The sequence below is a fragment of the Thioalkalivibrio sp. AKL17 genome, assembly GCF_000377885.1.
Classification (GTDB): domain Bacteria; phylum Pseudomonadota; class Gammaproteobacteria; order Ectothiorhodospirales; family Ectothiorhodospiraceae; genus Thioalkalivibrio; species Thioalkalivibrio halophilus.
In genome coordinates, this window is sequence record NZ_KB898764.1 from 74,078 (window position 1) to 87,100 (window position 13,023).

Sequence of the window (13,023 nt, forward strand, 5' to 3'; positions counted from 1 at the left end):
CTCGAGAACCTGGTGGCCGGGGAAGACCTGGCATTGACGGAGCTGGCGGCGGCGTTTGCCGACGCCAATGCCGGCGAGGCGATCACGGTGAACCTCACCGAGGCGGAGCTGGCCGACGGAGATGAAGGCCGGGCCAGCAACTACACCCTGTTGAGCACTGACTGGCCGACCACCACGGCGACCATTGACCCGCGTGCCGTGACGCTGGATGGCGAGTTCAGCGCCGAAGACAAGGTCTACGACGGCAGTGCGGAAGCCACGCTGGCCGACACCGGAGGCCTGAGCCTCAATAATCTGGTTGAGGGCGAAGCGCTGAATCTGGAGAGCCTGGCGGCGGCTTTCGAGCAATCGGATGTGGGTGAGAATCTGGCTGTCAGTCTCACCGGCGAGGGGCTCGCGGACGGAGAGGGCGGCAGCGCTGACAACTACACCCTGAGTCTGGATGGTGCGCCGGCGACCACGGCGAGCATTGACCCGCGTGAGTTGACGCTGGGTGGCGAGTTCAGCGTTGAGGATCGGGAGTACGACGGCACGACCGAGGCGGCCTTTGACGACACGGAAGGCCTGATCCTCGAGAACCTGGTGAACGGGGAGGACCTGGCATTGACGGATCTGGCGGCGGCGTTTGCCGACGCCAATGCCGGCGAGGCCATCACGGTGAACCTCACCGAGGCCGGTATTGCAGATGGGGTGAAGGGCGCTGCGGACAACTACACCTTGAGCCTGGACGGCGCGCCCACGACCACGGCGACCATCGACCCGCGCACCGTGACGCTGGGTGGTGAGTTCACCGCCAGGAACAAGGTCTATGACGGCACGACGGAAGCGATCTTTGACGAGACGGACGGCCTGAGCCTCGAGAACCTGGTAGACGGGGAGGACCTGGAGCTGACGGATTTGGCGGCGGCGTTCGCCGAAGCTGGGCCTGGCGAGGACATCGAGGTGTCGCTGACCAATGCGGAACTGGAGGATGGGCAGAACGGCGAGGCCAGTAACTATGCTCTCTCCCCTGACGGCTGGCCAGTGACCCATGCGTCCATCGAGCCCGAGCCCGAGCCCGAGCCCGAGCCCGAGCAAGAGGGGGTGTCAGCCGGAGATACGGGCGACGTGCTGAGGCGTGCGGATGATTCTGCCGATGGTGATACGGCCCTGGAGAACGAAAGACGCACGGACCCGGTTGCGCCGGACATGGCGGTGGGACCCATCAGTGGAAGCGCCACGCTGACCGCGCTCATGCAGAGCGAGATCCTGGTGGACGAACGCGACCTTTCCGGCCCGGTGGAGTTGGTCGATGATGACGACAGCGAAGAAGGCCAGTGAGGGTTCGGCTGCACCTGCCGTGATGTGATCGCGGTAGCGCGTTCACGGGGCTGGCACGTCGGCACGGCCCCGATCCACGTGATGGCAAAACCTCACCTCGATCACCACCTGACCCTGGCCGAGAAGCGGGCGGCGCGTGGTGTGTAATGCCCGAGGATGGGGGCTGCCGCGGGGGTGCCCGTTCCTGCCTCGGTGACCGGGAGCGAAGCTAACAGGATGTCCGGACGCTAACAAAAAAAATGTTAGCGATAGAAAATTGTGTTAGCGTTGCCCGACGATGACGCTAGGCAAGGCATTTGCGCGGTACTTCGAGCAGGAGACGGGGCTGCCCGTGACCTGGGGGCGGGCTTTGCCTGCCAATCTGCCCACGTACCTGCGCCAACTGTTGGAGCTGCACGAATGCACGGTCGACGGCGAGCGCGCGGTGGCGGTGCTGCTGCGCGACGAGAGCCGAATTCGAGGCACCCGCGCCTTTGTCGCGCAGATCGAGAAGGCCATGGAATTGGCGGGCGAGGCGGACTCGGCGTACTGCCTGGTGGCCGATGCATTGCCCAGCTATCTGCGACGGCGGCTGGTGGGTGTGCGGGTGCCCTTCGTGGTGGTCGGCGAGCAGATCTACTGGCCGCGCCTGGGCTATCTGATGACCAACCAGCGCTCTCAGCGGCGGGGCGCGGCACCCACCGAGCGGCTAAGCCCGGCCACGCAGGCGGTCTTCGTGGCCATGTTGCTCGGCCAGATCGCCATGCCTGCCAGCGCGACTGCGATGGCTGAACCACTGGGCTATACCGCCATGAGCATGAGCCGTGCAATCAAGGAACTGGAAGGCAATGGGCTGGTGCGCACCGAGCTCCATGGGCGGGAGCGCGTTGTTGAGCTCGCCGCGCCGCCGAAGGATCTATGGCAGAAGGCGCAACCCTGGTTGCGCAGCCCGGTACGCGAGACGGTGCGGGTGATGGCAACGGATATTGCGGAATGGTCGCTGCCGCGTGCTGGCGAGTCGGCGCTGGCCGAGTACTCCCTGCTGGGACCACCCGCTGAGCCGGTCTATGCCCTGGCCAGCCGCGCCTGGCGGCGGCTTGGGCAGGGCCTGGAGCTGATTCCCGTGCAGGACGACGGCACTTGTCAGGTGGAGCTATGGCGCTATCCGCCGGAAGCGAGTGCGCGCGAGGGATGTGTGGACCCGCTCTCGCTGGATCTGAGCCTGCGTGACCGCACCGACGAGCGTGTGGAGCAGGCGGTCGAGGAAATGCTGGAAGCCTTGCCATGGTGAGAGGGCTGGAATGGTTCGCCAAGCGCTTTGCCGGCTTCCAAGATTGCTACGTGCTGATCGGCGGGGCAGCGGCTTATCTGGTGCAGGAGGAAGCCGGCCTGGATCCGCGCGCGACGCGGGATCTCGACATCGTGCTGTGCGTGGAGTCGTTGACTGCCGAGTTCGGACAGCGCATGTGGGATTTCATCGAAGAAGGGGGCTACGCGGTGCGCCAGGCGGGAGAGGCGCCGCGCATGTTCTATCGCTTCAGCAAGCCGAGCGATCCGCATTTCCCGACGATGCTCGAATTTTTCGCCCGCTATAACCCGGATGTGGAGAGCGCGCCGCATTGCATCCTCTGGGCTTGAATCAGGTGACAACTACGTTGACCGATAGGGGGCGAAACCGACTAATACCTCTGGACCGCCGAGGACCACGACGCGGACGTCCTCTACAATCCAGGAGAGATCTCACAATCCCCCGCCAGTGGGGCCGGTTCTCCCGTTGACGTCGCTTCACTGCCACGAGTGTTGCGCGGCACCTTGCCCTCAGACTCCAGGAGAGATGCGATGTACCAGTTTTACGCGCGAGCGATACTGATCGGCGTCGGCCTCTGCACCTCCGGGGCCACCCTCGCGGAGACATCGGCGTCTCCGATATCGACGGTTCAAGAGGTTGAGGCTGGGGATCTTTTCCCTCTGGTTCCCGGAAAAAGCACGTTCAGGGTGGTTGACGGAGACGGAGAGGGTCGGCAAGTGGTGCAGGAACTGATTCCCGCAGAAGGTGAAGGCCGCTGGGAAGTTCGGTTTGGTGACTACAACATTCTCCATCTTTCCGAGCTTTGGGATGGCAGCGTGGTGCTGACCGGTCTGGACGTGCTGACGCAAGGCCAGACCGTGCTGTACGAGCCACCCGTGGTGCTGCTACCCAGCAGGATAGTGCCCGATCGGACATGGAGCGCCTCTGGCAGGGCCACCGTCGTGAATAGAGAGACGCAAGAGGTTGAACACACGGGTGAGTATAAGCACCGAGTCATGCCCATCACTCTAGAGCGGTATGCGACTCCGGCGGGTGATTACGAAGGCTTCCTGGTGCCGATCGAGCAGAGCATCGATCTTGATGCTCCGGCGGCGATCCGGTTTTGGCTCGATCTTGGCTTCTCCCCCGGCCAAGGACTGGTGAAACGGTCGATGAAGTTCGTCGTCGACAAACCCCTGTGGTTCGGCTCGACCACACGCCGCACAGCAGATCTCGTCCGTTAGGTGCCCTATCGGTCAACGTAGTTGGCGCTTTTGAAGCCCACCCCGGGGCTGCCTGCGCGGGGTAGCGGCATCGCGGGTTCGGTGTGCGGTATCAAACAGACGGTGAACGCGCATGGGTCCAATATGTCTTAAAAGGCAATGGCTATTGTGACCGGTATCGGGGCGATGGCTCTGTATCAGAAACCGGCACGCCGGCGATGGGTTGCGAACCCGTAGGTTGGAGGTCGAGCCTATTACGGAGTCCATACATGGATCCAGAAGTACTGCACCAGGAAACAACCGGTGATCCCCGAGCGTTACAGCGGGCACTGTCCGCTTATCGTGCGCCGCGCCTCGCCCGCAGCGTCTTCGAACTGCTCGTTACGATGATCCCGTTCGGCCTTTTCTGGTTTTTGACCTGGGCAAGCGTGAGCGCGGGCTACTGGCTCGGCCTGTTGCTGGTGATACCCGCCGCTGGATTTCTCGTGCGGCTGTTCATGATCCAGCATGACTGCGGGCACGGGTCGTTTTTTCCGTCCCGGCGCGCCAACGACTGGGTGGGACGGGCCCTGGGGGTATTGACGCTCACGCCCTACGACCTCTGGCGCCACACCCACGCCCTCCATCACGCGCACTCGGGCAATCTGGATCGCGCTGACGAGGGGGGCATCGACACCTTGAGCGTACGTGAATACCAGGCCCTGCCGCGGGCGCAGCGGCTGCGTTACCGGCTGTACCGCCACCCGCTGATCCTGTTCGGCCTGGGTCCGGTCTACCTGTTCATGTTGCGGAACCGCGTACCCGTCGGGTTCATGCGCGCGGGATGGATGCCGTGGCTGAGCACCATGGGTACGAATGCGGCCATCGTGCTGGTCGTCATTGCGATGATGTCGCTGGTGGGGGTGGGTACCTTTCTTCTGGTGCACCTGCCGATCGCGATTCTGGCTTCTTCCATCGGCGTCTGGCTGTTCTATGTGCAGCACCAGTTCGAGAATACGCGCTGGGCGCACGACGAGGAGTGGTCCTTCCGCGAAGCCGCGCTCTACGGGAGCTCCTGCTATGATCTGCCGGCTCCTTTGCGCTGGATGACCGCGAATATCGGGGTCCATCACGTCCATCACCTCGCCAGCCGCATCCCGTTCTACCGGTTGCCCGAGGTGCTGAAGGATTTCCCGCAGCTTCGCGAGATTAGTCGTCTCACGCTGCGGCAAAGTCTCCACTGCGCACGACTCGCCCTGTGGGACGAGGAGCGTCGGCGTCTGGTCCCCTTCGAGCATGCGAACGCGGAGACGCCTCCGGTGCGCCCGTGAGAGCGACGAGCGATACACGCAAATCCTGCGTGCGTGTCTGGTCCCGGCCCCGGACGAGAATCAGAAGTTGTAGCCAAGTCCGACGGTGTACGAAACGTCACCATCGAGGAACGCATTCTCTGCGTCGTTCGCGCGGCTGAAGAACCACTGGTATTCAATGCGACCCAGGGCGTAGGTGTCGTCCAGGACGTAGTACTTCAAGCCCCCATCCAATCCGGCGAACCCGCTGTCGTTGACGCCGTCGCCGTAGAATGCGCCCAGGCTCCCGCCAGCGAAGGGACGCAGGCGGCCGGCAGTGTTTTGAAAGAAGTCATTGGTCAGGAAGTCGCCCTCGAAGTCGGCGTAGTGAATGTCCTGGCGGACGCCGAGGACCAAGTGGCCACGCAGATACCAGCCTATATCACCCGTGATGCCGAGGTTGGTGTTGTCGAAACTCCGGTCACTGCTGCCACTTCCGGAAAGCGAGAATTCGCGGTCGCCTATGGAGGGCCCAAAGTTGGCGGCCGATCCTTGTTGAGCCTGGACGGAAAGGGTGAATGGTCCAGCCAGGCAGAACATGACTGCGATCACCTTTTTCATCATTACGTGCCTCCTGAAACGTTACCCACCGCGTTGGCCTGGCGCAGAGCCTTTGGAGTGCGACTGCGACCGGGAGGGCCCGCTTTGCATCCGAAACGGCAGATTGGGGTCGCAACCGAGGGGGCATCTGTTCGTTGCCGCACATTCGTCACCGGGCGTGTTGGGTTTCAGGTGACAGGAGACAGAAAAAAGGCAAGAGAATAGGTGCTTAAAGATTCTTTCGATACTTCATATGAGGTGTTCAAAAGGATCTTCAGCGAGATGCTGGTTGAAGCGCGTTTGCGTGTTCTCGCGGGGTCGCCCCATGTCGTCCAGGACAAGGGCGCTGTGCATTGGGTCGTGAACGAAAGGGGCCGGATCGTGGACGGACCCAGGTTTCTGTCAACCGGCTCTTCGACCCGTTATGAAGCGACTTTTTGGCCCGACTGGATAGTGGCGGGGGGCAGCTGCTCCCCTGATCGTGGTGTGCCTCGGGGCAGGGCAGCAGGCCTTCTTTCGGATTGACCCTGCCCCGGGCAAGAAGGCTCAGAAGTTGTAGCCAAGGCCTACGGTGTAGGCGAACGCGCCATCGCGGAAAGCATCCTCTGCATCGCTGGAGCGGCTGAAGAACCACTGGTATTCCATGCGGCCCAGGACGTAGGTGTTTTCCAGCACGTAATACTTCAGGCCGCCTTCCAGACCGGCGAACGCGCTGTTTTTAATCCCGTCGCCGTAGATGAACCCCAGGCTGCCCCCACCAAAGGGACGCAGCCTTCCGTCCGTTGTCTGGAAGTTGAGGTAGCCCCGGGTGGCTCCGTTCCAGTAGTCATCGATCAGGGACTCGCCCTCGAGGTCGGCGTAGTTGATGCTCTGGCGGACCCCGGCGATCATGTGATCGCGCAGGTACCAGCCCAGATCGCCCGAGATGCCAAAGTTGGTGTTGTCGAATTTGCGGCTACTGCTGCCGCTTCCGGAAAGCGAGAACTCGCGGTCGCCCATGGAGGGTCCGAAGTTCGCCGTTGAGCCTGCTTGCTGGGCCTGGACGGCGAAGGGGAGCGTCCCGGCGAGACAGAGTGTGAGCGCGATCAGTCTTTTCATTGGTGCGTTCTCTTAGTTGTTTCCCGTCCGGCGCGGGATGCGACCGGTACTGCGGGGGCACGGGAACAGCCGGGATGATTCCGGCCGATTCCGTGGCGCCACCCTACGATTCGGGGTCCTGGATATCTGTACGTTGGCGCACAAAGGGGTCGGCTGCGCGGGTGGAGTTATGGTCAAGTCTGGTGGATGAGCGATGACTGGATCAGGCGGCACTCCGGTCGAGCTTGAACGTCAGGCTCGAAATGGTGTTACGCGTCACGCAACCTCGGGTTTTGGCGGTGCGCAGGCGCACGGTGGCGAAGGTCGATTCGATCGGGTTGGTGGTCCGGATCGACTGCCTGTGCGCGGCCGGGAAGTCGTAGAACGCCAGCAGGGCAAAAAGGCCCCGTCGGTCGCAACCGGCGGAGCCTTTTGTATGTGTACCCAATTATTTCCCCAAAAAGCGCAGGGGGGACGAGGGGCTCGGTGGCCCGAGAGGTCAGATCACCCCGTCGAGGCGGAGATAACCGATCAGGAACAACACTGCGAGTACGCCGGCCAGGGCGTACAGCCAGTTGGACAGGGTCGGATTGTCGGGGCGGCTGAAGAACGCCGCCCACAGCGCCAGCAGGATCAGGACGAAGAAAAAGAACAGAAAGCGCATGCGTCAGGCCCCTTCGGGAACGTCGTAGGGGAGGTCGCACAGCGTCACCGGCGCACCGTCCGGGGCGCCGCAGCGCAGTTCGGCCTCGGCCGCGTCCACCTTGAGCACCGCCAGCGCGGAATACTGGCCGTCGGGGTGCAGTTCGACGGCGACCAGTTCGCCATCGGCCTGGTCGGGTTTGCCATCGGCGCGAAACACCGGCATGCCCGGTGTCGGGGGTTCGCCATCCTGGATCGCGAGGCGGAACATGCGCCGCTTGAGCTTGCCGAGGTAGTGCATGCGCGCGACCACCTCCTGCCCCGGATAACAGCCCTTGTCGAAGCTGATCGCGCCCAGGGCGTGCAGGTTCAGCATCTGCGGCACGAACATCTCGGTGGTGGCCTCGACCACGCTCGGGATCCCGGCGAGGATGTCCAGCAGCTGCCATTCGTGCGGGCCCACCGGGGCGCCGCGCACATTGAGGGCGTCCCACAGCCGGCGCATCGCGTCGAAGCCGCCGAACAGTTCGAAACGCGGGTGCACGCCCTGCACGCGCAGCGCCGTCACCCCGTCCTTTTCCACGACCTCGTGGATCTCCGCGGGACAGGCGCCCAGGGCGTCCTGCAGCTCCTTCTCGGCATCCGGACCGGACAGGCCGAAGCGGATGCGGCTGTCGCCGGCCTGCTCGATGATCACGTCGGAGCGCAGGACGAACATCTGCAGTCGTTTGGCGACCGGCTCCACGCGATCCGCCGGCATCTCCAGCAGATAGCCGTCCTGAGTGCGCAGGACACGGAACACCGCATAGGTGCGGCCCTTGGGGCTGGCGTAACTGGACAGCTGGGCGTGCCGCTCGTCCACCTGCCGGATATCGTTGCCGAACTGGCCCTGGAGGAATTCGGTGGCATCGGCACCGCGGATCTCCAGCAGCCCGCGATGGGAAAGGTCGCAGATGACATCGCCGTTGACGGCCATCTGCCGTTCACGCTCCGGGTTGCCGTAGTGGACGAGCTCGTCGCCCTCGAATTCGGCACCGGAATCGACAAGGTGTTTCTTCCAGTCTTCGCGCATCACGCATCTCCTGTGGCCGCGGGGGCGGCATTTCCCTGGCGGCCCGATAGTAGACGAACGCCGTGTCGGGTGTCAGGATCCCTTATGTCGCCCATCCGAGCGAGAGGTAGCATGCCCCGGTCACCGGTTCGTCCCGTTTTCCTCGATCTGCGCAGGATCCGGTTTCCGCTGAATGCCGTGGTCTCGATTCTGCACCGCGTGACCGGCGTGCTGCTGATTCTCGCGATCCCCGTGCTGTTGTGGCTGCTGCAGCTCTCGCTGTCCGGACCCGAGGGTTTTGCTCGCGTGGCCGGCTGGGTCGGTCACCCGCTGGGCTTGCTGGTGCTGCTGGGTGTCCTGTGGTGGCTGCTGCATCATCTTTTCGCGGGCATCCGCTATCTGGCGATGGAATTCGGGATCGGCGAGGACCGCGAGGGCTCGCTGCGCACTGCGCGCCAGGCCCTGATCGCGGGGGGCGTCGCCACCCTGATCGTCTGGGGAGGACTGTGGCTGTGAGACTCCTGAGCGGACAGCGGGCCTGGCTGCTGCAGCGGATCACGGCCGTGTACCTGGGCGTGTTCACCGTGCTGATGCTGGGTTATTTCGTCTTTTTCCCGCCGGCCGATCATGCCCTCTGGATCGCCTTCGTCGGGCATCCGGTGGTCGGGCTGCTGACTGCACTGGGCGTGCTGGCCCTGCTGCTGCACGCCTGGATCGGCCTGCGCGACGTGATCATGGACTACGTCCATCCCTTCGGCATCCGCCTGACGGTGCTGATCCTGTCGGCCACCGGCCTGCTGGTCCTTGGCCTGTGGGCCTTCGCAATCCTGTTCAAGGCATGGCTCTCATGAACGTGACCCGGCGCAAGTTCGACGCCCTCATCATCGGGGCCGGCGGGGCCGGCCTGCGGGCGGCCCTGCAGCTGTCCAACGCCGAGGCCAAGGTGGCCGTGGTGTCCAAGGTGTTCCCCACGCGCTCGCACACGGTGGCGGCCCAGGGCGGGGTGAACGCCGCGCTGGCCAACGTGCTGCCCGATTCCTGGCACTGGCACATGTTCGACACGGTGAAGGGTTCCGACTACCTGGGCGACCAGGACGCGATCGAATACATGTGCCGCGCCGCCTCCAGGGTGGTCTACGAGCTGGACCACTTCGGCGTGCCGTTCTCGCGCCTGGACAACGGCAACATCTACCAGCGTGCGTTCGGCGGGCAGAGCCAGAACTTCGGCCAGGACCAGGCCGCGCGCACCTGTGCCGCCGCCGACCGCACCGGCCACGCGATCCTGCACTCGCTGTACCAGCAGAACCTGCGCGCACGCACGCATTTCTTCGACGAATATTTCGCGGTGGACCTGCTGCGCGATGCCGAGGGGCACGTGCTGGGGGTGCTGGCGTTCGAGATCCTCAGTGGCGAGCCGATCGTGATCGAGGCCAAGACCACGCTGATCGCCACCGGCGGGGCGGGGCAGCTGTTCCGCACCACCACTAACGCGCTGATCAACACCGGCGACGGCATGGCGATGGCCCTGCGCGCGGGGATCCCGCTGGAGGACATGGAGTTCGTACAGTTCCACCCCACCGGGATCGCCGGGCGCGGGATGCTGATCACCGAGGGTGCGCGCGGCGAGGGCGGCTACCTGGTCAATTCGGACGGCGAGCGTTTCATGGAGCGCTATGCGCCGAACGCGAAGGACCTGGCCTCGCGCGACGTGGTCTCGCGCGCGATCGCCACCGAGGTGCGCGAAGGCCGCGGCTGCGGGCGCAACGCCGATCACGTGTTCCTCGACCTGCGCCATCTGGGCGCGGACACCATCATGCAGCGCCTGCCGGGGATCCGCGAGGCCAGCCAGACCTTTCTCAACGTGGATCCGATCGACGCGCCGATCCCGGTGTTTCCGACCTGTCACTACAGCATGGGCGGGATCCCCACCAACCGCGACGGGCAGGTGGTCGCGCCGGTCAAGGACTCGCCCGAGGACCCGGTGCCGGGGCTGTATGCCGCCGGCGAGGCGGCCTGTGTCTCGGTCCACGGGGCGAACCGGCTGGGGGGTAACTCGCTGCTGGACATCCTGGTGTTCGGCCGCGCGGCGGCCAATCACATCCTCGAATACCTCGAGGAGAACCGCTATCACCGTCCGCTGGACGAATCCGCGGTGGAGGCGGCCATGGCCCGGCTCGCCCGCTGGGATCGGCGCGATTCGGGCACCGGCGAAATGGAGTCGGTGGACGGGCTCAAGCGCGAACTGCGCAAGGTGATGGAGGACCACTGTTCGGTGTTCCGCACCGACGAGGTGATGCGCGAGGGCGTGGAGAAGGTGCGCGAGCTGCGCCGACGCCTGGACCACGCGGTGATCCATGACCACACCCCCACGTTCAACACCGCGCGGGTGGAAGCGATGGAGCTGGAGAACCTGATGGACTGCGCGATCGCCACCATCCGCTCCGCGCTGGGGCGCGAGGAGAGCCGGGGCGCGCATTCGCGCATCGATTTCCCCGAGCGCGACGACCGGCAGTGGCTTCGGCACAGCCTGTATTCGCTGGAGGACGACAGCCTCGACTACAAGCCGGTGCGGACCCGGCCGAATACCGTGGCCTCGTTCCCGCCGAAGGAGCGCACCTACTGATGGAATTCTCGATCTACCGCTTCAACCCGGAGACCGACACGCTACCGAAGATGCAGCGTTTCACCCTGCCCGACGAGCAGGTGGAGCCGGGGATGATGCTGCTGGATGCCCTGCTGCTGCTGAAGGAGCAGGACGACTCGCTGGGTTTCCGGCGTTCCTGTCAGCACGGGGTCTGCGGCTCCGACGGCATGAGCATCAACGGCACCAACGGACTGGCCTGCGTGACGCCGCTGGAGGAGCTCGACACCCCGGTGACCCTGCGCCCGTTCCCGGGGATGCCGGTGATCCGCGACCTGATCGTGGACATGACCAATTTCTGGGACCAGTACCGGGCCGCCGAGCCCTGGCTGGTGAACGACAGCCCGGAGCCCGAGGTAGAGCGCAAGCAGGACCCGGCCGACCGCGACGAGCTGGACGGTCTCTACGAATGCATCCTGTGCGGCTGCTGTTCGGCGGCCTGCCCGTCGTACTGGTGGAACCCGGACAAGTTCCTCGGCCCCGCCGCGCTGCTGCAGGCGGCGCGCTTCATCAAGGACACCCGCGACGAGGCGACCGAGCACCGGCTGGAGCGGCTGGACGATGCCTGGAAGCTGTACCGCTGTCACACCATCATGAACTGCACGCAGGTGTGCCCGAAGGGCCTCAACCCGGCGAAGGCGATCAGCGACATCCGCCGCACCATGCTGAAGAGGTCGTTATGAACCCACAGGGGCTGCAGGAAGCATCTCCGGGAGGGCGTATGATGGAGCCTGACAGCCGCACTCGCTGGCGCTGCCGTCGCGGCATGCTGGAGAATGACTGGCTGCTCGGGGAGTTTCTCGCGCAGGGATATGCGCAACTGGACCAGGAGGGTCGCGATGCCTTCGAACGGCTGCTGGATTATCCCGACAACGTGCTCTACGAGGTGGTCATGGGCCGCCAGACCACCGCGGATGCCGGGATAGCCCGGCTTGCCCCGCTCATCCGCGCCGCCGCTGCGGCTGCGCCTGCACCCTGACCCGCGGCTCGCGCGGCGGATTCTCGCCGGTCAGGTGCTGCTGAGCACCGCGGTCGTGCTGTACGCGCTGGTCTACGGCGTGTGGTGGACATGGCCGGCGGCGGGCGTCCTGGTGGCGGCCGCGTTCGGCTGGTCCCGGCGTGGCCGCCAGCCGCACTTCGACTGGCTGGGCTGCACCGTGCACGGGCGCTGGTGGCTGGCCACCGCCGAGGGCCTGCGCCAGGAACGCATCCACGATATCGAGATCCTGCCGGACACCCGGGTGTTCGCGACCCGTGTGGTGCTGCGCTATCGCCCCGCTGGTGGGGGGCGCCCGGGGACCCTGTGGCTGTACCCGGGGCGGGTGGATGCGGACGACCTGCGCCGGTTGCGCATGCGCCTGCGCTGGCCCGCGCCGGGTCCGGCGGAATCCGGGGAGCCGGTGAGGCCTCGCGACGTGATCGCGCGCGGCGTTGCTATACTGGCCACACTGCGAGCTAGCGGAGGCCGGATCATGGCGGGAGATCAAACGCGTCCCGACAACGCACAGGTCATGGTGGACGTGTCGCACCTGCTGAAGGACGACCCGGATCACGTCTACAGCGAGGAAGAGCTGGACGCGATCGAGGAGCTCGATCCGGAGCTGGCCCTGCGGCTGGACCGGGCCCAGACCCATGCGGCGCGGGAACAGGCCGACGTGCCGGCCGACGGCCCCATCGACGAGGACGCGGTGCGCGAGGCCATCGAGGAGGCGCGGCGCATCATGATGCAGGATGGCGGCGACATCGAGTTCGTCGAGCTGGACGGGCGCACCGTGCGCGTGCGCCTGAAGGGGGCCTGCGTCGGCTGCCCGCGTTCCACCCTGGATCTCAAGAACGTGGTCGAACGCCTGGTGCGCTCGCGGGCGCCGGGCGTGGCCTCGGTGGCCAATACCTTCTGATCCCGCTGACCCCCCGCTCCTGACCCGGAGCCCCGC

General features: G+C 65.1%; 15 protein-coding genes and 1 pseudogene. 11 read left to right on the forward strand and 5 right to left on the reverse strand.

Going from position 1 to position 13,023, the window contains the following annotated elements:
* The 5 genes from D577_RS14310 to D577_RS0100370 form a co-directional block, all read left to right on the forward strand.
* On the forward strand, positions 1 to 1,320 hold a 1,320-nt coding region (locus tag D577_RS14310; protein ID WP_038035861.1), incomplete at its 5' end, for a YDG domain-containing protein.
* 277 nt (positions 1,321 to 1,597) lie between these two features.
* On the forward strand, positions 1,598 to 2,590 hold the full coding sequence (locus D577_RS0100355; RefSeq protein WP_244263415.1) for a hypothetical protein: 993 nt from the start codon (positions 1,598 to 1,600) through the stop codon (positions 2,588 to 2,590).
* Positions 2,584 to 2,937 carry a hypothetical protein gene (locus tag D577_RS13490; RefSeq protein WP_018945625.1) on the forward strand — a complete coding sequence of 118 codons (354 nt, stop codon included), beginning with the start codon at positions 2,584 to 2,586 and terminating at the stop codon, positions 2,935 to 2,937. Before D577_RS0100355 ends, D577_RS13490 begins: the two co-directional genes overlap by 7 nt.
* Positions 2,938 to 3,138: 201 nt before the next feature.
* Positions 3,139 to 3,831, forward strand: a complete 693-nt coding sequence (locus D577_RS0100365; protein WP_018945626.1) for a hypothetical protein — start codon at positions 3,139 to 3,141, stop codon at positions 3,829 to 3,831.
* 248 nt (positions 3,832 to 4,079) lie between these two features.
* The gene (locus D577_RS0100370; protein WP_018945627.1) at positions 4,080 to 5,120 is read left to right on the forward strand and encodes a fatty acid desaturase; all 1,041 of its coding nucleotides are present in this window, start codon (positions 4,080 to 4,082) and stop codon (positions 5,118 to 5,120) included.
* A 60-nt stretch (positions 5,121 to 5,180) separates the two neighbouring features.
* Here D577_RS0100370 and D577_RS0100375 read toward each other — a convergent pair whose 3' ends face one another.
* The 5 genes and pseudogenes from D577_RS0100375 to D577_RS0100395 all read right to left on the reverse strand — a co-directional run bounded on the left by D577_RS0100375 (position 5,181) and on the right by D577_RS0100395 (position 8,469).
* Positions 5,181 to 5,702 (reverse strand): hypothetical protein, encoded by a 522-nt coding sequence (locus tag D577_RS0100375; RefSeq protein ID WP_018945628.1) that lies wholly within the window; start codon positions 5,700 to 5,702, stop codon positions 5,181 to 5,183.
* 522 nt (positions 5,703 to 6,224) lie between these two features.
* Entirely contained in the window at positions 6,225 to 6,677 is a 453-nt protein-coding gene (locus D577_RS0100380) for a hypothetical protein (protein ID WP_018945629.1), read from the reverse strand.
* 307 nt (positions 6,678 to 6,984) lie between these two features.
* Positions 6,985 to 7,152 (reverse strand): annotated as a pseudogene (locus D577_RS13860) (transposase); the annotation flags it as partial.
* A gap of 102 nt (positions 7,153 to 7,254) precedes the next feature.
* Positions 7,255 to 7,419 (reverse strand): hypothetical protein, encoded by a 165-nt coding sequence (locus D577_RS14315; protein WP_018140916.1) that lies wholly within the window; start codon positions 7,417 to 7,419, stop codon positions 7,255 to 7,257.
* Positions 7,420 to 7,422: 3 nt separating this feature from the next.
* The gene (locus tag D577_RS0100395; protein WP_018945630.1) at positions 7,423 to 8,469 is read right to left on the reverse strand and encodes a folate-binding protein YgfZ; all 1,047 of its coding nucleotides are present in this window, start codon (positions 8,467 to 8,469) and stop codon (positions 7,423 to 7,425) included.
* Positions 8,470 to 8,580: 111 nt separating this feature from the next.
* Between D577_RS0100395 and sdhC the strand changes: the two genes are divergently transcribed.
* The 6 genes from sdhC to D577_RS0100425 are packed head-to-tail and all read left to right on the forward strand — an operon-like array spanning position 8,581 to position 12,987.
* Entirely contained in the window at positions 8,581 to 8,964 is a 384-nt protein-coding gene (sdhC, locus tag D577_RS0100400) for a succinate dehydrogenase, cytochrome b556 subunit (protein WP_018945631.1), read from the forward strand.
* Entirely contained in the window at positions 8,961 to 9,299 is a 339-nt protein-coding gene (sdhD, locus tag D577_RS0100405; RefSeq protein WP_018945632.1) for a succinate dehydrogenase, hydrophobic membrane anchor protein, read from the forward strand. The genes sdhC and sdhD overlap by 4 nt, the downstream gene beginning before the upstream one ends.
* The gene (gene sdhA, locus D577_RS0100410) at positions 9,296 to 11,071 is read left to right on the forward strand and encodes a succinate dehydrogenase flavoprotein subunit (RefSeq protein WP_018945633.1); all 1,776 of its coding nucleotides are present in this window, start codon (positions 9,296 to 9,298) and stop codon (positions 11,069 to 11,071) included. Before sdhD ends, sdhA begins: the two co-directional genes overlap by 4 nt.
* Complete coding sequence (locus D577_RS0100415) at positions 11,071 to 11,772, forward strand: succinate dehydrogenase iron-sulfur subunit (protein WP_018945634.1); 702 nt, start codon at positions 11,071 to 11,073, stop codon at positions 11,770 to 11,772. Before sdhA ends, D577_RS0100415 begins: the two co-directional genes overlap by 1 nt.
* Before the next feature lie 41 nt (positions 11,773 to 11,813).
* On the forward strand, positions 11,814 to 12,068 hold the full coding sequence (locus D577_RS0100420) for a succinate dehydrogenase assembly factor 2 (RefSeq protein ID WP_024329487.1): 255 nt from the start codon (positions 11,814 to 11,816) through the stop codon (positions 12,066 to 12,068).
* A complete protein-coding gene (locus D577_RS0100425; protein WP_018945636.1) occupies positions 12,022 to 12,987 on the forward strand; it encodes a NifU family protein in 966 nt (321 codons plus the stop codon). Before D577_RS0100420 ends, D577_RS0100425 begins: the two co-directional genes overlap by 47 nt.
* Positions 12,988 to 13,023 lie beyond the last annotated feature (36 nt).